Annotated in this window: 17 protein-coding genes; 12 read left to right on the top strand and 5 right to left on the bottom strand. The window is 66.9% G+C overall.

The features are described from left to right. Positions 1-12: 12 nt before the first annotated feature. Genes P2Q66_RS04910 through P2Q66_RS04895 form a run of 4 tightly spaced genes read left to right on the top strand, consistent with a single transcriptional unit; the run spans position 13 to position 4,911 of the window. Positions 13-1,758 carry a nitrite/sulfite reductase gene (locus tag P2Q66_RS04910; RefSeq protein ID WP_079596534.1) on the top strand — a complete coding sequence of 582 codons (1,746 nt, stop codon included), beginning with the start codon at positions 13-15 and terminating at the stop codon, positions 1,756-1,758. After that, on the top strand, positions 1,758-2,558 hold the full coding sequence (locus tag P2Q66_RS04905; RefSeq protein WP_275726075.1) for a phosphoadenylyl-sulfate reductase: 801 nt from the start codon (positions 1,758-1,760) through the stop codon (positions 2,556-2,558). The genes P2Q66_RS04910 and P2Q66_RS04905 overlap by 1 nt, the downstream gene beginning before the upstream one ends. Beyond that, entirely contained in the window at positions 2,555-3,502 is a 948-nt protein-coding gene (gene cysD / locus P2Q66_RS04900) for a sulfate adenylyltransferase subunit CysD (RefSeq protein ID WP_115526347.1), read from the top strand. The genes P2Q66_RS04905 and cysD overlap by 4 nt, the downstream gene beginning before the upstream one ends. Beyond that, a complete protein-coding gene (locus P2Q66_RS04895) occupies positions 3,502-4,911 on the top strand; it encodes a GTP-binding protein (protein ID WP_079596536.1) in 1,410 nt (469 codons plus the stop codon). The genes cysD and P2Q66_RS04895 overlap by 1 nt, the downstream gene beginning before the upstream one ends. 91 nt (positions 4,912-5,002) lie before the next feature. Here the strand turns inward: P2Q66_RS04895 and P2Q66_RS04890 are convergent, their stop codons facing one another. Next, the gene (locus tag P2Q66_RS04890) at positions 5,003-5,440 is read right to left on the bottom strand and encodes an SRPBCC family protein (protein WP_275726074.1); all 438 of its coding nucleotides are present in this window, start codon (positions 5,438-5,440) and stop codon (positions 5,003-5,005) included. A gap of 78 nt (positions 5,441-5,518) precedes the next feature. On the opposite strand from P2Q66_RS04890, the gene P2Q66_RS04885 reads away from it, so the two are divergent. Beyond that, entirely contained in the window at positions 5,519-6,685 is a 1,167-nt protein-coding gene (locus P2Q66_RS04885) for an RtcB family protein (protein ID WP_275726073.1), read from the top strand. Here the strand turns inward: P2Q66_RS04885 and P2Q66_RS04880 are convergent. Continuing rightward, entirely contained in the window at positions 6,682-7,068 is a 387-nt protein-coding gene (locus P2Q66_RS04880; RefSeq protein ID WP_275726072.1) for a hypothetical protein, read from the bottom strand. The two genes, P2Q66_RS04885 and P2Q66_RS04880, sit on opposite strands and share 4 nt — an antisense overlap. Positions 7,069-7,255: 187 nt before the next feature. On the opposite strand from P2Q66_RS04880, the gene P2Q66_RS04875 reads away from it, so the two are divergent. The 6 genes from P2Q66_RS04875 (at position 7,256) to P2Q66_RS04850 (ending at position 13,637) form a co-directional block, all read left to right on the top strand. Further along, a complete protein-coding gene (locus tag P2Q66_RS04875) occupies positions 7,256-8,395 on the top strand; it encodes an ABC transporter substrate-binding protein (RefSeq protein WP_275726125.1) in 1,140 nt (379 codons plus the stop codon). 27 nt (positions 8,396-8,422) lie between these two features. After that, positions 8,423-9,148: an ABC transporter ATP-binding protein gene (locus P2Q66_RS04870; protein WP_079596541.1), complete on the top strand. Its 726-nt coding sequence runs from the start codon at positions 8,423-8,425 to the stop codon at positions 9,146-9,148. After that, the gene (locus P2Q66_RS04865) at positions 9,138-10,085 is read left to right on the top strand and encodes an ABC transporter permease (RefSeq protein ID WP_275726069.1); all 948 of its coding nucleotides are present in this window, start codon (positions 9,138-9,140) and stop codon (positions 10,083-10,085) included. The genes P2Q66_RS04870 and P2Q66_RS04865 overlap by 11 nt, the downstream gene beginning before the upstream one ends. Positions 10,086-10,278: 193 nt before the next feature. Beyond that, positions 10,279-10,725, top strand: a complete 447-nt coding sequence (locus P2Q66_RS04860) for an SRPBCC family protein (protein ID WP_275726068.1) — start codon at positions 10,279-10,281, stop codon at positions 10,723-10,725. 88 nt (positions 10,726-10,813) lie between these two features. Then, the gene (gene cobA, locus P2Q66_RS04855; protein WP_275726067.1) at positions 10,814-12,070 is read left to right on the top strand and encodes a uroporphyrinogen-III C-methyltransferase; all 1,257 of its coding nucleotides are present in this window, start codon (positions 10,814-10,816) and stop codon (positions 12,068-12,070) included. Positions 12,071-12,170: 100 nt separating this feature from the next. Then, positions 12,171-13,637, top strand: coding sequence for an FAD-dependent oxidoreductase (locus P2Q66_RS04850; protein WP_275726066.1), 1,467 nt, complete (start codon positions 12,171-12,173; stop codon positions 13,635-13,637). Positions 13,638-13,730: 93 nt separating this feature from the next. Here the strand turns inward: P2Q66_RS04850 and P2Q66_RS04845 are convergent, their stop codons facing one another. The 3 genes from P2Q66_RS04845 to P2Q66_RS04835 are packed head-to-tail and all read right to left on the bottom strand — an operon-like array spanning position 13,731 to position 16,199. After that, positions 13,731-15,047, bottom strand: coding sequence for an SRPBCC family protein (locus P2Q66_RS04845; protein WP_275726065.1), 1,317 nt, complete (start codon positions 15,045-15,047; stop codon positions 13,731-13,733). Between the two features lie 30 nt (positions 15,048-15,077). Further along, complete coding sequence (locus tag P2Q66_RS04840; protein ID WP_275726064.1) at positions 15,078-15,905, bottom strand: DUF1206 domain-containing protein; 828 nt, start codon at positions 15,903-15,905, stop codon at positions 15,078-15,080. Between the two features lie 3 nt (positions 15,906-15,908). Continuing rightward, positions 15,909-16,199 (bottom strand): hypothetical protein, encoded by a 291-nt coding sequence (locus P2Q66_RS04835; protein ID WP_115526458.1) that lies wholly within the window; start codon positions 16,197-16,199, stop codon positions 15,909-15,911. A 156-nt stretch (positions 16,200-16,355) separates the two neighbouring features. Between P2Q66_RS04835 and P2Q66_RS04830 the strand changes: the two genes are divergently transcribed. Continuing rightward, a partial coding sequence (locus P2Q66_RS04830) for a hypothetical protein (protein ID WP_275726063.1) occupies positions 16,356-16,799 on the top strand: 444 nt, incomplete at its 3' end.

Genomic DNA, 16,799 nt, shown 5'->3' with positions numbered 1-16,799 from the left:
TACAGTCGATGCATGACTGATACAGCTCTAGCCGGAGCGTCCGCGGACTCCGCTGCCCCTAAGCGCCCCGCCCGCCCTGCCCGTCCCGCTGCAAAGCCGCACGGGCAGTGGAAAGTGGACGGCAAGACGCCCCTGAACGCCAACGAAACCTGGAAACAGGAAGACGACGGCCTTAACGTGCGCGAGCGTATCGAAACCATCTACGCCAAGGAAGGCTTCGACGCCATCCCGGGCCAGGACCTGCACGGCCGGTTCCGCTGGTGGGGCCTGTACACCCAGCGCAAGCAGGGGATCGACGGCGGCAAGACCGCAACCCTTGAGCCGCACGAGCTCGAAGACAAGTACTTCATGCTCCGTGTGAGGATCGACGGCGGCGCGCTCACCACCGAGCAGCTGCGCGTCATCGGCCAGATCTCCGTGGACTTCGCCCGGGACTCCGCCGACCTCACGGACCGCCAGAACATCCAGCTGCACTGGATCCGCGTGGAGGACATCCCCGAAATCTGGAACCGCCTGGAAGGTGTTGGCCTGTCCACCACCGAGGCCTGCGGCGACGTTCCCCGCGTGATCCTGGGCTCGCCCGTGGCCGGCATCGCCAAGGACGAGATCATCGACCCCACCCCGCTGATCGCCGAGCTGGGGGAGCGGTTCATCGGCAACCCGCTGCTGTCCAACCTGCCCCGCAAGTACAAGACCGCCATCACCGGGCACCCCAGCCAGGACGTGGTCCACGAGATCAACGACTTCGCCCTGGTAGGCGTGCGCCACCCCGAGCTGGGAATCGGCTACGACCTCTGGGCCGGCGGCGCGCTGTCCACCAACCCGATGCTCGGCAAGCGCCTTGGCGCCTTCGTGACGCCGGAGCAGGCAGCGGACGTGTGGCTCGGCGTCACCAGCATCTTCCGCGACTACGGCTACCGCCGCATGCGCACCAAGGCCCGCCTGAAGTTCCTGATGGCTGACTGGGGCCCGGAGAAGTTCCGCCAGATCCTGGAGGACGAATACCTGGGCTACAAGCTGGCCGACGGCCCCGCGGCGCCCAAGCCCACCACGCCCGGCGACCATGTGGGCGTGCACGAGCAGAAGGACGGCAAGTTCTTCATCGGCGCCACGCCGGTGGCCGGCCGCCTGTCAGGGGCTGCCCTGGTCAAGCTCGCGGACACCCTCGAGGCCCGCGGCTCCTACCGCCTGCGCACCACCCCGCACCAGAAGCTGGTTGTCCTGGACGTCGAGAAGGACCACGTGGAGCCGCTGGTGGCCGAGCTCGACGCGCTGGGCCTGTCCGCCCGCCCGTCCGTGTTCCGCCGCGGCACCATCGCCTGCACCGGCATCGAGTACTGCAAGCTGGCCATCGTGGAGACCAAGCACACCGCCGCCACGGCCGTTGCCGAACTTGAGCGCCGCCTGGCCGACCTCGCCGAGTCCGGCGAGCTGCCGCACGCGCTGTCCCTGCACATCAACGGCTGCCCCAACTCCTGCGCCCGCATCCAGACGGCGGACATCGGGCTTAAGGGCATGATGCTTCCCACGCCCGACGGCGACCCCTCCCCGGGCTTCCAGGTCCACCTGGGCGGCGGGCTGGCTTCCAGCAGCCGCGAAGAGGCCGGCCTGGGACGTACCGTCCGCGGCCTGAAGGTGTACGTGGACGACCTGCCGGACTACGTTGAGCGCGTTGTCCGCACCTTCGTTGCCCAGCGCGCCGAGGGCCAGACCTTCGCCGAATGGGCCCACGCAGCAGACGAGGAGGCACTGCAGTAATGAGCAAGCACGCACTCGGAGTAGACCCTGTGGTTGAGCCGGCTGAGGCAAAGGCGACGGTGGTTGAGCTTGTCGAAACCAAGAATGCCGAAACCCTCAAACTCCGCAGCAAGGAAGAGCTGAAGGGCCTGGCCGAAGCCGGCGCCGCCGAGCTCGGCTGGGACGCGCCAGCCCGCGACGTCATCGCCTGGGTAGAGCGCAACTTCGACCTGCCCGCCGTCGCCGTCGCCTGCTCCATGGCCGACGCCGTCCTGCCGGCCCTGGTCGCGGACCAGATGCCCGGCGTCGACGTCCTGTTCCTGGAGACCGGCTACCACTTCCCGGAAACCTACGCCACGCGTGACGAGGTGGCCGCAAACCTCCGCGTCAACGTGGTGGACGTGCTCCCCGAGAACACCGTGGAACAGCAGGACCGCCTCCTGGGCAAGGACCTCTTCGCCCGCGACGCCGCCCAGTGCTGCGCCCTCCGGAAGGTGGCCCCGCTGCGCCGCACCCTGTCCGGCTACGAACTCTGGTTCACCGGTGTCCGCCGCGACGAGGCACCCACGCGCACCAACACCCCGCTGGTCACCTGGGATGAGGCCAACGGCCTGGTCAAGGTGAACCCGGTGGCCGCGTGGACCTTCGACCAGCTGGTCCAGTACTCGGACGACAACCTCCTGCCCGTCAACCCGCTGCTTTCCCAGGGTTACCCCTCCATTGGCTGCCAGCCCTGCACCCGGAAGGTGGCGCCGGGCGACGACCCCCGCGCCGGCCGCTGGGCAGGGACCGACAAGACAGAATGCGGACTACACGTATGAGCACTTCCCTAACCGAGGAGACCACCCAGGTGACTGAAGCCGCCGTTTCCACGCGCCTCTCCAGCCTGGACACCCTTGAGTCCGAGGCCATCCACATCATCCGCGAGGTTGTTGCCGAGTTCGAGAAGCCCGCGCTGCTGTTCTCCGGCGGCAAGGATTCCGTGGTGATGCTGCACCTGGCCACCAAGGCATTCTGGCCGGGCAAGGTTCCGTTCCCCGTGCTGCACGTGGACACCGGCCACAACTTCCCGGAGGTCATCGACTTCCGCGACCGCACGGTGGAGCGCCTGGGCCTGAAGCTCGTGGTGGGCTCCGTGCAGGAGTTCATCGACCGCGGCGAGCTTGCAGAGCGTGCCGACGGCACCCGCAACCCGCTGCAGACCGTCCCGCTGCTGGACGCCATCCAACAGAACAAGTTCGACGCAGTGTTCGGCGGCGGCCGCCGCGACGAGGACAAGGCCCGCGCCAAGGAGCGCATCCTGAGCCTCCGCGACGAGTTCGGCCAGTGGGACCCGCGCAACCAGCGCCCCGAACTGTGGAACCTCTACAACGGCCGCCACACCGTGGGCCAGCACGTCCGTGCGTTCCCCATCAGCAACTGGACCGAGCTGGACATCTGGCGCTACATCGAGCGCGAGAACATCGAGCTGCCCGGCCTGTACTACGCCCACGAGCGCGAGGTTTTCGCCCGCGACGGCATGTGGCGCGCAGTGGGCGAGGTGTCCCAGCCCCTGCCCCACGAGGAAGTCATCACCAAGACCGTCCGCTACCGCACCGTGGGCGACATGTCCTGCACCGGCGCCGTCGAGTCCGACGCCTACACCGTGGCCGACGTCGTGGTTGAAGTTGCTGCCTCCACCCTCACCGAACGTGGCGCCACCCGTGCAGATGACCGCATCTCCGAGGCAGCCATGGAAGACCGCAAGAAGGACGGGTATTTCTAATGAGCACGATTTCCGAGATTTCGACAGGCTCACTCACCGAAGGCCTGCCCACTACGCTCTTCCGTTTCGCCACCGCAGGATCGGTCGACGACGGCAAGTCCACTTTGGTGGGCCGCCTCCTTCACGATTCCAAGGCAATCCTGGCTGACACGCTCGACGCCGTTGCCCGCACCTCCGCGGACCGCGGCTTCGGCGGCGAAAAGGGCGGCATCGACCTGGCCCTGCTGACCGACGGCCTGCGTGCCGAGCGCGAACAGGGCATCACCATCGACGTTGCCTACCGCTACTTCGCCACGGACCGCCGCAGTTTCATCCTGGCCGACTGCCCCGGGCACGTGCAGTACACCAAGAACACGGTGACGGGCGCGTCCACTGCGGATGCCGTCGTCGTACTCATCGACGCCCGCAAGGGTGTGCTGGAACAGACCCGCCGGCACCTGTCCGTGCTGCAGCTGCTGCGTGTGGCGCACGTGATCGTGGCCGTGAACAAGATCGACCTGGTGGACTTCAGCGAGTCCGTGTTCCGCGAGATCGAAGCCGACGTGCAGCAGGTGGGCCGCGAGCTGGGCCTCGGCTCCGACGGCATCGCCGACCTGCTGGTGGTACCCGTTTCGGCGCTCGACGGCGACAACGTGGTGGAGCGCTCGGAGCGGACCCCCTGGTACACCGGCCCGGCTCTGCTTGAGGTGCTCGAGACCCTGCCCGCCGCCGACGAGCTGGAAAGCCACCTTGAGAGCTTCCGTTTCCCGGTGCAGCTGGTCATCCGTCCGCAGGGCGCGCTGGCTCCCGACGCTGTGGCCGCCGGCCTGGATGTGGAGGCTTACCGCGACTACCGCGCGTACGCCGGCCAGATCACCGAGGGCTCCGTCAAGGTGGGGGACAAGGTCTCCGTGCTGACACCCGGCCAGGACCCTCGCACCACTACTGTTGTTGGCATCGATTTCGCTGGCGCCTCGCTGGAGGAAGCCGCCGCCCCGCAGTCCGTCGCGATCCGCCTGGCGGAGGAGTTCGACGTCGCCCGCGGTGACACCATTGCTGCTGCCGGCACCGTCCGGGAAGCGTCAGCCGACCTGTATGCAGCGCTGTGCTGGCTGTCCCCGAAGCCGCTCCGCGAAGGCCAGAAGGTGCTGGTGAAGCACGGCACCCGCACGGTGCAGGCACTGGTCCGCAACGTGTCCGGCAAGCTGGACCTCGCGTCCTTCAAGCTGGAGCCCGCCTCGAACCTGGAACTGAACGACATCGGCCACGCGCAGCTCCGGCTCGCCGCGCCGCTGCCGCTCGAGAACTACCTGCACCACCGCCGCACCGGCGCGTTCCTGGTGATCGACCCGCTGGACGGCAACACGCTCGCCGCAGGCCTGGTCAAGGACCACCCGGGCGACCACGAGGACGAGCGCTACAGCATCTGATTTTCGCCGAGTTCGCCGGAATGCAACGAGGTCGCCGCAAAATTGCGGTGGCCTCGTTGCATTCCGGCGATTTCGCGGTTTTCGGGGCTGGCTACTGCTGCCCTTCGAGGATCGACTTGAGCTTCTGCAGGTCCTTCCGGGTCTCGCGGCGGATCATCGGCTCCATGACCAAACCCGCGAGCTTGGAGAAACCCGAGGGCTTTCCGGTGTTGCCCAGCGTCATCCGGGTCCCGCCGCCTTCATCGGCCCAGGTGTAGGTGGTCTGCATCGGGAACGGACCCTGTGCGGTGCGCATCACCAGCTTTTCGCCGGGAACGTATTCCACGAATTCGTAGGTGTACTTCAGCTCCCGGCCCAGAAACTGTGCGGTGAACGCCACCCTGGAGCCTGTACCGGTTGGGCCGTCAGTCAGCCGCTGGGATTTATGGATATTGACGTACCACTTCGGCGCGTTGTCCGGGTTGGCCGCATACGCCGCCACCTCCGCGCGCGGCCGATTGATGAGGATCTCGGTCTGGACGTTCACCATAATTGCGTCTCCTTCAGGGGATGCCGGGTTTAGCCTAGGACTTACGTTAGTCCTCGGCGGCGCAGTGGGAGGCAGAGCATGGAAACCATCAACAGCAAGCTTCTCAACTGGGCGTCCATCCTGGATGACCAGACCCGGAAACAGGCCGTGATGACTGCCGAGTTGCCGTTCATCTACCCGCACCTGGCACTGATGCCGGACGCGCACCTGGGCAAGGGCGCCACCGTGGGTTCAGTCATTCCAACCTTGCGGGCGATCATTCCGGCCGCGGTGGGTGTGGACATCGGCTGCGGCATGATCGCCGTGCGGACTCAGTACACACTGAAGGACCTGCCGGCGGACAGGAAGCGGATCCGGGAGGACATCGAACGGGTCATTCCGCTGTCCGCAGGCCATAACAACAAGAAGGTCCTGCCCACCGCCGAACCCCGGATCGCCGAACTGAAGGCGCTGGCAGCGAAGGCCGGGTTCGATCCCGCCCAATACGTGGCCAAATGGGAACTGCAGCTGGGATCCCTGGGCTCGGGCAACCACTTCATCGAAGTCTGCGCGGATGAGAACGACAACGTCTGGCTGTTCCTGCATTCCGGATCGCGCGGCATCGGCAATAAGATCGCACAGCACCACATCGGCCTCGCCCGGCACGTCGCGCGGAAGGACCAGGTTTACCTGCCCGACCCGGACCTCGCCTACCTCGACGAGGGGACGCCGCAGTTCGACCGGTATATCGCCGAGCTGCGGTGGGCCCAGCACTTCGCGCTGCTGAACCGCGAGGAGATGATGGACCGGGTGAGCGCCCAGTTCAGCCGCTGGGTGGGTGGGCCTGTGCAGGAACGCGAACGGATCAACTGCCACCACAACTTCACCCAGCAGGAGACGCACTACGGCAAGTCCTTGTGGGTGTCGCGGAAGGGCGCCATCAAAGCCGAGCGCGGCGATCCCGGACTGATCCCCGGATCGATGGGGACGGCGTCGTATGTGGTGGAAGGACTCGGCAACCCGGAGTCGCTGAACTCCTCACCGCACGGGGCGGGACGCGAATACTCACGCAACGCGGCCCGAAAGACTTTTTCGCTCGAGGAGCTGAAGCGGGCCATGCGCGGGATTGAGTTCCGTGCGTCGGAGGCATTCATCGACGAAATTCCCGCCGCGTACAAACCGATCGACCAGGTGATGCAGGACGCGGCCGATCTGGTGACCGTCCGGCACAAGCTGCGCCAGTTGGTCAACGTCAAAGGCAACTAGCTGGACTCGGATGCGGCTTCGCCGGTTTTCGAAGAGAAGGACCCATAACGGGTGAGGTAAAGGGACATCCCCACAAAGGCGGCCACGCCCAGGAGCGGTCCCGCCCAGAGGGCGGCCGGCGTGCCACGGAGGAGTACCGCGGCGGCCCCGAAGATGCTCCCGATGACGCCCGCGCCCGGGCCGGCCCCAGCAAACCTGCCGCGGATGTCCCGGCTAAGCTGGCGGTATCCAGTGCCGTACAGGACAGCGACGACAATCAAAGCGGCACCCGTAATCACCGGCCACGGCCATGATGCCGTTGCCACCACTCCCACGGTCAGCCCTAACATGCCGGCCAGGACCAGCCAATAGTTCCTTACGGTGCCAGTAACAGCAGTCTTCATCAGCATCCCCCAGGTGACGTCATACCCGCCGGCAGGCTACAAATCTACCTAAAGCCTGCGGAAAACAAAGCGCACCCACGCCGCCGAATGTGACGCTAGATGAACCTGCGTGACCCCCCGTTTAGGCTTCATTGAACGGGTTTATGTCACTCCCTATGGTGAAACAATGACTAGTTCCAAGCCCGGGATGATCCGCATCGTGGCAGGCGAAAGCGCAGCACCCAAGCGCAAGCGTGCCATCGAGGCTGCCCTGGCGGTCGGGCTGGTCCTCCTGATTGTGGTGGGAGCTGTTGTGGCCTCCACTGTTTCCCGTAACACTGAGGCCCAGGCCGTGGCCCCCACTCCCGCCGCGGAGCTCAAGCTGGGGTACTTCGGCAACGTCACGCATGCCCCCGCTCTGGTGGGCGTCAAAGAGGGCTTCCTGGCCGAATCGCTGGGAAACACCACCCTCAGCACCGAGACATTCAACGCCGGACCCGCTGCCATCGAGGCGCTCAATGCCGGCGCCATCGATGCCGCCTACATTGGCCCCAACCCGGCCATCAACTCGTTTGTCAAGAGCCAGGGTGAGTCCGTCACGGTCATCGCCGGCGCTGCCGCTGGCGGTGCCCAACTGGTGGTTAAGCCCGGCATCAACTCCGCCGCGGACCTCAAGGGCAGGACCATCGCGTCCCCGCAACTGGGCGGAACCCAGGACGTTGCCCTGCGCGCGTGGCTGGCAGACCAGGGCTACAAGACCAACGTTGACGGCAGCGGCGACGTCGCCATAAACCCCACCGAAAACGCCCAGTCCTTGAAGCTTTTCCAGGACGGAAAGCTCGACGGCGCCTGGTTGCCTGAGCCGTGGGCGTCCCGGCTGGTGCTCCAGGCCGGAGCCAAGGTACTGGTGGACGAAAAGGACCTGTGGGACGGAACCGGAACGGGCAAGCCCGGCGAGTTCCCCACCACCATCCTGATCGTGAACCAGAAATTCGCCGCCGAACACCCTGAGACGGTCAAGGCGCTCCTGGCCGGCCACGCCAAGTCGGTCGCCTGGCTCAACGAGGCACCCGCGGACCTGAAGGCCGGCGTCATCAACTCCGCCCTTCAGGAATCGGCCGGCGCAGCCCTGGCCCCGGATGTGCTGGAACGTTCACTGGCCAACATCACCTTCACCCTTGACCCGCTGGCCGGAGGCTACCCGCGCCTGCTTCACGACGGCGTCGAGGCGGGCACCACCAAGCAGGCCGACATCAACGGGCTCTTCGACCTCCGCGCACTCAACGAGGTCACCGCCGCTGCGGGCAGCACCACCAAGATTTCAGCAGCTGGCCTCGGCCAGGACTGATCCACCCCACTACCTAAGGACGGCACCATGCCAGTCGTACTGGAAAACCTGGGCAAGCGCTTCGGCGACGGCGCCCCGGTGCTGGACGACGTCAACGCCACCATCGCGCAGGGCGAGTTCGTTGCCCTCCTCGGTGCGTCCGGCTGCGGCAAATCAACCCTGCTGAACATCATCGCGGGGCTGGAGGCGCCGACGTCGGGCGCCCTGGAAGTGCCCAGCGACGGTGCCGCCTTTATGTTCCAGGACGCGGCTCTCTTCCCGTGGCTCACCGCCCGGGAAAACATCGAGCTGGCCCTGAAGCTGCGCGGCGTGGGCAAGGCCGAGCGGCGGATCAAGGCGCAGGAGCTCCTGGAGCTCGTGCACCTGGGATCCGCCGGGGACAAGCGCCCGCATGAGCTGTCCGGCGGCATGCGGCAGCGCGTGTCCCTGGCCCGGTCGCTCTCGCAGGACCGGCAGCTGCTGCTCATGGACGAGCCGTTCGCCGCGCTGGACGCCATCACCCGCGACCTCCTGCACGACGAGCTGGAGCGAATCTGGAAGGAAACCGGCCGCACCATCGTTTTTGTGACCCACAACGTCCGTGAAGCCGTCCGGCTGGGCCAGCGCGTGCTGCTGCTGTCCTCCCGGCCCGGCCGCGTGGTCCAGGAATGGGCCGTCACCGAGGAACACCGAACCGACGCCGGGCTTGCCGGCCAGCTGACCGGGGTCATCACCGCCCGGCTGCGGGAGGAGATTCGCCGCCATGCCAAGTAACCACACTCCGCTCGCTGAAGCCCCGTCCGAACCATCCGAGACCCGGCACGTCCATGCCGCTTTGACGAGGACTTCCACCGGGAAAGAGGACCTGCGGGAACTCGAGTCCGGGCTGGACTCCCTGCAGTCCGATGCCGACCGCAAGCACCGCATCGAGTGGAGCCGGATCCTCCTGCCGATCGCCGCTCTGGCTGTCCTGATCCTGGTCTGGCAGTTCTACGTCTCCCTGGGCGTCAAGCGCCGCGACCTGGTACCCGGCCCGCTGGATGTTGTGGGCCAGATGGGCGTCCTGTGGAACGAGGGCAAACTCCAGGAAGCCCTGTGGACGTCCATGCAGCGCGGACTGGTTGGCTTCCTGATCTCGGTGGCCATCGCCACACCCATCGGCCTGCTGCTGGCACAGGTTGCACCGCTGCGCCGCGCCTTCGGCCCGCTGATCTCCGGCCTGCAGGTCCTGCCTTCCGTGGCATGGGTCCCCGCGGCCATCATCTGGTTCGGCCTCACCGACGCCACCGTGTACTTCGTGGTGTTCATGGGCGCCATCCCGTCCATCATCAACGGGCTGATCTCAGGTGTGGACCAGATCCCGCCGCAGTACCGGCGCGTGGGGACCGTCCTGGGCGCTTCCCGGCTGCAGATGGCGCTCCAGGTCATCCTCCCGGCCGCGCTTCCCGGGTACCTGGGCGGCCTCAAGCAGGGCTGGGCCTTCTCCTGGCGCTCACTCATGGCCGCGGAAATCATCGCCGTGGGTGGCACCATCGGCTTCGGCCTGGGCTCGCTGCTGGACCAGGGCCGCATCCTGTCCGACATGACCGTGGTGATGTCGGCAATCCTGCTGATCCTGGCTGTCGGCATCCTGATTGAACTGCTGGTGTTCGGCCCCATCGAGAAGCGCCTGCTGCGCAGCCGCGGCCTTCTCTCCGGCAGCACCCGCTAGCCCTTACACCACCCTTGCAAGGCCCGACGGCGACCTCCCGCCGTCGGGCTTTGCTGTTTGCTTGTGCTTTTGCCCGCCGCCGTCGTGGGGCACTGTGACACGGACACGCCGCGTCTTATGGCCGGTCCGGCACTGTGGACCGCCAATGTGCCCCACGACGGCGGGTCCCTGGGTCCCGTGACAGACTGGCCGGATGACCGTCAGCTTCGTGTGCCGCACTGAATCAGCGCTGCCTCCGGAACGCCTCTTCGACCTGGCCCGCAGCATCGACGTACACGTGAACTCGCAGCAGGAAGCGGGGGAGCGGGCGGTGGCTGGTGTGACGTCCGGGCTGATCGAAGAGGGCCAGGAGGTGACGTGGCGGGCGAGGCACTTCGGGATTCCCCTGACCATGACGAACCGCATCACCCACATGGACTTCCCAAGCAGCTTCACGGACGAGCAGGTCCGCGGCCCCTTCAAGAGCTTCCGCCACATCCACGAATTCGAAGCGACCGCCACCGGCAGCGCCATGACGGACCGGGTGGAGTTCACGGCCCCGTTCGGGTTCCTGGGACGGCTGGCAGAGCGGCTGGTGCTGGCCGGCTACCTGGAGAAGCTCATCGTCCACAGGGGCCGGTTCCTTGCCGGCCAAGCCTGAAGCATCCTTTGTGACGCAGCATTACCTTACGTGAACTGGTGTTGCTCGGCCTTTGTGGGCGATTGTGACGCGGCCCTACCGTTGATTCATGGCAATTCAGGATATCTACCCCACGGCGCTGCGCCTCCTCGGCCGCCCTGTGCTGGTGGTGGGCGGCGGCCCCGTTGCTGCACGCCGCGCCAAGGGGCTGCTCGACGCCGGTGCACGGGTCACCGCCGTGGCTCCCGTTGCCTCTCCCGCGCTCCGGGAACTGGCCGACGCCGGCCTTCTCACCTGGGAGCCGCGCACCTACCGTCCGTCCGACGTCGACGGTGTCTGGTTCGTCCAGACCGCCACCGGTGATGCCGCCGTGGACGCGCAGGTTTCGGCCGACGCCGAGGCGCAGCGTGTCTGGTGCGTCAACGCCTCCGACCATGAAGCCTCCGCAGCCTGGACGCCCGCCGTCGCCGAAGTTGACGACGTCAAGATCGCCGTCAACGCCGGGGGAGACCCCCGCCGTGCCATGGCCGTGCGCGACGCCGTCGCCACCGCCCTGGAAACCGGTGACCTTCCGCTGCGCCGCCGCCGCGCCCACCGGGGATCAGTTGCCCTGGTTGGTGGAGGCCCCGGTGACACCGGCCTCATCACCGTCCGCGGCCGTCGACTGCTGGGCCAGGCTGACGTCGTGGTAGCGGACCGCCTGGGTCCGCGTGAACTCCTCAACGAACTGGCCCCAGACGTCCGCGTGATCGAGGTCGGCAAGACCCCCGGCCACCACCCCGTGCCGCAGGCCGAGATCAACTGCATCCTGGTCGAAGAAGCCCTCGCCGGCCACCGCGTGGTCCGGCTCAAGGGCGGCGACCCCTACGTCCTGGGCCGCGGCGGCGAGGAAGCCGAACACTGCCGGCAGCACGGCGTCGAGGTTGAAGTGGTTTCCGGCGTCACCTCCGCGATTTCCGTTCCCGCAGCAGCCGGCATTCCGGTCACGCACCGCGGACTGGCCAAAGGCTTCAGCGTGGTCACCGGCCACGAGGAACTGTCTGAGGTTCCGGCCCGCGCAGACCACACGATCATCCTGCTCATGGGCGTGGGCCAACTCCGCGAATCCGCGTCCGCCCTCGGCAAAGCCGGCCTGCCCGCTGACACTCCGGTTGGTATTGTTGAAAACGGCTACTTGCCGGACCAGCGCGTCACCATCGGCACGCTCGGTTCCATTGCGGACCAGGCCGAGGCCGCCGGCGTCGCAAATCCCGCAGTCATTGTCATCGGTGACGTTGTGCGCGTGAGCCCGTTCGCGCCGTCGCACTTCCGAACCGCCGACTACAGCACCACCACCCCGAACAAGCCCCGAGTCCTCACCACCTAGCCCACCAACCCAACCGGGTAGCGCCAAGTGTCGTTATGAGCCGTCAAAACGACAGTTAGTGCTACTTGGTTGGGCCGGAACGAACAAAAGGAACACAGCCGTGTCATCAAGCACTACCGTAGGTTCTGCCGAACGTCCGCTGCGCGTCGCCGTCGTGGGCTCCGGCCCGGCCGGCGTCTACGCCGCCGACATCCTCACCAAGAGCGAAGCCGTCAAGAGCGGCGAGCTGACCGTGAGCATCGACCTCTTTGACCGCTACCCGGCACCCTACGGCCTGATCCGCTACGGCGTTGCCCCGGACCACCCCCGCATCAAGGGCATCGTCAACGCCCTGCACAAGGTCCTGGACCGCGGCGACATCCGCTTCTTCGGCAACGTGGACTACGGCACCGACCTCACCATCGAGGACCTCCGCACCCACTACGACGCCGTCATCTTCGCCACCGGCGCCATCAAGGACGCGGACCTGAACATCCCCGGCATCGAGCTGGACGGCTCCTACGGCGGCGCCGACTTCGTCTCCTGGTACGACGGCCACCCCGACGTTCCCCGCGAATGGCCCCTCGAGGCCAAGGAAATCGCCGTCATCGGCAACGGCAACGTGGCCCTGGACGTGGCCCGCGTCCTGTCCAAGCACGCCGACGACCTCCTGGTCTCCGAAATCCCGGACAACGTCTACGCCGGCCTGAAGGCCTCGCCCGTCACCGACGTGCACGTCTTCGGCCGCCGCGGCCCGGCCCAGGTCAAGTTCACCCCGCTGGAGCTGCGCGAGCTGTCCCACTCCAAGGATGTGGACATCATCCTGTACCCGGAGGACTTCGAGTTCGACGAGGAATCCGACCGCCAGATCCAGACCAACAACCAGACCAAGACCATGGTGGGCACGCTCACCAACTGGATCGCCGAGCAGCCCGAGGACCTCTCCGAGCTCAAGGCTTCGCGCCGCCTGCACCTGCACTTCCTGCACAGCCCGGTGGAGATTTATGACGACGCCGAGACGCCGGGCAAGGTTGCCGGCATCAAGTTCGAGCGCACAGAGCTGGACGGCACGGGCAATGCCCGCGGCACCGGCGAGTTCGTGGACTACCCGGTCCAGGCCGTCTACCGTGCAATCGGCTACTTCGGTTCCGCCCTGCCGGAGATCGAGTTCGACCACACGAAGGGCGTCATCCCGAACGACGGCGGCCGCGTCCTGGACGCGTCCGGCACCCACGTGCCGGGCATCTACGCCACGGGCTGGATCAAGCGCGGACCCGTCGGCCTGATCGGCCACACCAAGGGCGACGCCCTGGAAACCGTGACCTACCTGCTGGAAGACCGCGAAAACCTTCCGGTGGCCAGCGTTCCCGAGGCGGACGCCGTCGTCGAACTCCTGGACGGCCGCGGCGTGAAGTTCACCAGCTGGGAAGGCTGGCTTGCCCTGGACGCGCACGAGCTCGCCCTCGGTGCAGCTGCCACGGAGGCCGGCGGCTCGCACGGCGTCGAGGTCAAGCGTGAGCGCATCAAGGTTGTGCCGCGCGAAGACATGGTGGCCATCTCCCGCGACGGCGTGGCCGCGCAGGTCTAAGACACCACAAGCAACGCGAGGTCGCTTTCCGCCCGATGAACGCGGTTCATTGGGCAGGAAGCGACCTCGCGTTGTTGTTTTAACCCGACGGCGCTACTTTCCGGCGCCGCCTGCCGCCATCAGCTCCAGCCGCTTGAGCGTTTCCCGGTTCCGCACGCCGATCATGGCGTCCCGGAGGAACTTGGGCATGAGCTTGCCGGGACCCTTGATGGCGTCTTCGACGATGGTCACCTGGCACTGGGTGCCCCGGTCCTCAAGGGTGATCACCACCTTGGCCTCACCCATCGGCCAGCCACGCGCCACAAGTTCCAGCAACCGGCCCGGCTCGGCGTTCACCACCTTGGTGCTGTCGTTGATCACCAACGGCCAGGCGCCGACGGAGTGGTGCAGCCGGGCACCGGCCTGGGGCCACGAATCGTCCACAGCCCGGATCCTGGAGGCTCCCACCACCCAGCCGGAATACAGCCAGCCGTCGGAGAGGACGCGCCACACGTCGGCTGCGGGGGAGTTGAACAGCTGGGACACGGTGGACATGGTCTTCCTTCTCTCTACGGTGCGGGCCTGGTTAAGGGCAGAACGTCCGACGGCGGCAGGCGCCGGCCGCTGCGCCGTCCGGTAGGAGCGCTCCCGCAGGCGGCGCGTCCAGGCATAAGTCTGCGCCCCGGGCGGCTGGTTCTCCAGTGGGTTGAAGCGCAGCGGCGTGTCACCGGGCGGAGACCCCGCGTGAAGCACCAGCTCGCCGCACTGCCGCCACCGTCCCAGCGGCCTGGCCCAGTACAGCCCGAGCACCCATTCCCCGGAGGACAGCGATCCCGGCGGCAAACTGACCGTCCGCAGTCCCAGCAGAACGGGCCCATTCCTGCCGCGGTAGGGCATGAGGGTGGTCATGGTGGCGCCGTCGACGTCGAGCCGCGGAAGGAGCAGGTAGCGTCCGGGAATCCGCCAGCCGGTGGAGGAGAAGAGAACGTCCGCAGGACCGCCGGTGCCAGGGGTGCCGGCAGCCGGCGTGACGCGCAGCGCGAGCCCCAGGACGTCCGGCAGTGCCTGCGGCAGGCCCACTGACCGCGAGAACCTGGCCTCCACTGCGTCCGTGCCCGGCGAATCCAGCCACTCCAGGCCACTCGCTTCGTGGGGGTTGCCGGTCCGCGTCAGCTCCCCGGCCAGGCCCAGCCCCTTCGGATGGATGGGGCGGTCCGGCCTGGCCAGCTTGAGCACCCGGAACAGACCCTCGAAAGCACGTCCGGCCGTTCCGGAGATCGCCGGGGCGGCATCCGCGGGTTCCCCATGTGGGTCCCTCTGCCCGGTGCCAGCCGCAGGCCCTCCCGCTGTGAAGGCACGCAAGGTGCGTTCCGCGCCCCGGCTGCTGGCGCCGTCGTCGGCTGTTTGGTCCGTCGTCAGGTGCTGGGTCATGTTTCCTTCGTACCCCGAATCCCGGAGGAATTACATCCGGCCGAACCGCGAGCGGATCAAGGCAAAAATCCCGTAGGCGATGAAGCCGGCCCCGATTGCAACCAGCAGGGACGGTCCGAAGGGATGGTCGCGCAGGGCCTTCAGGCTGCCGTCCAGCCCGGTGGATTCCTCGGGGCGGTGCTTGGCGGCGGCAATGACGAACAGGAGTCCCGTGAGGTTCAGGGCGATGCCCTTGGCGATGTGGCCCGTGACGCCCAAGGTGTCGATCAGCCGGCCGCGCCGCGTTCCATCGAAATAGAAGAGCTCCTCCTTGAAGCCGCGCCGGGCGCCTTTGAACACGAAGTAGATGCCGATCCCGATAATCGTCAGGCCCAGGGCCACCAGCACCCACAAGCCCAGCGGGTTGGCCATCAGGGAAGCACTGAAATCCCGGGTGCTCTCACTCGAGTCCCCCCGCAGCCCCAAGGCAAAGCCGGCGAAGCTGAGCCCCACGCTGCCGTAGGCAATGGCCAGGAAGCCGGAGGAGATCAGTTTTGAAACACGCTCTTTCCGTGGCCGGCCCCGCATCCTGAGGGTGGCTTCGCTGGCCTGCCACAGGGACAGGCCGCCGCACGCTGCCACGCAGGCCCACATGACCGCCGGACCCCATGGATTGGCAGCAAGCTGCTCGATGGCTCCTGTGGGCTCCGCCTCACCCGGCTGCCCGAAGGCGACGGCCACGGCGATTGCTCCAATAATGACGTGGAGCATCGCCATCACGGCGAACCCCAGGCGCGCCAGGACGTCCAGGACCTTGTGGTTCGAGGCTTCCTCGACGGCGTCCGCGGCCTGGCTGAGGGTTGAGTCCCGGTCCGACATCGGTCAGCCGTTCATGGGTCCTTCGGCACGCAGCTTCTCCGCGCCGGGTCCTTCGACGTGGACGGTGCAGCGCACCACCAGCTGGCCGGGGGCGTTGTCCAGCTCCACGAGGGAATCGTGTCCGCTCAGCACGGTAAAGACCTCCGAGCCTGCCACAGCAGCTACGCCCTTGGCCTGCGCCGTCTCCCGGGCGTTCCGCAGCGCCTCGCGCTGAAGCCCGTCCACATATGTGCTGTCGTCTTCCCGGGCCGGGTCCCCGAAGGCCCAGCCGAACAATGTCCCTGTCATTCCCATGGCCACGATATTACGCGGTCCGGTGCCCGTAAGACGGGCTTTCGTAACATTAGTAAGTGTGCTTACGATAGGCGGACCATGACCTCGATGGGACACGGAAAGCGAAGTCCGCAGCAGCGGCATCCCGGAACCAGTTCAACGTAAGGAATGCACATCATGGCAGGAAATCTCATTGCCCGGTCAGTACACGACCTGACGGCAGCAGCCTGGTTCGGTGGCTCCCTGATGGGTGCCATCGGCCTGAATGGTGCAGCGGCGGAAGCCAAGGACCCCACTGAGCGGACCCGGCTCTCCAGCGCCGGCTGGATGAAATGGGCGCCGATCCAGACGGCAGCCTTTGCCTCCCACCTTGTGGCGGACCTGGCCATCGCCTGGGAGAACAAGGAGCGCATTGCCCAGCAGGACGGCGTGGCCCGGGACACGGCCATCAAAACCGTGGTGACCCTGGCCGGCGCTGCGGTGACCCTGTACTCCGGCATGCTCGGCAAGAAGGTGGAGAAGCTGGCCGGTGAAGGTTCCGAAGGCGCCACCGAGCCGCGGCCCGGTGCTTCCGACGAACTGCAGGCGGCCCAGCAGCAGCTCAAGACGCTCCAATGGGTG

Source organism: Arthrobacter sp. Cr_A7 (assembly GCF_029222765.1).
Taxonomy (GTDB): domain Bacteria; phylum Actinomycetota; class Actinomycetes; order Actinomycetales; family Micrococcaceae; genus Arthrobacter.
The sequence above is the reverse complement of the archived record's forward strand: the minus strand, read 5'-3'. Positions and strand labels throughout refer to the sequence as shown.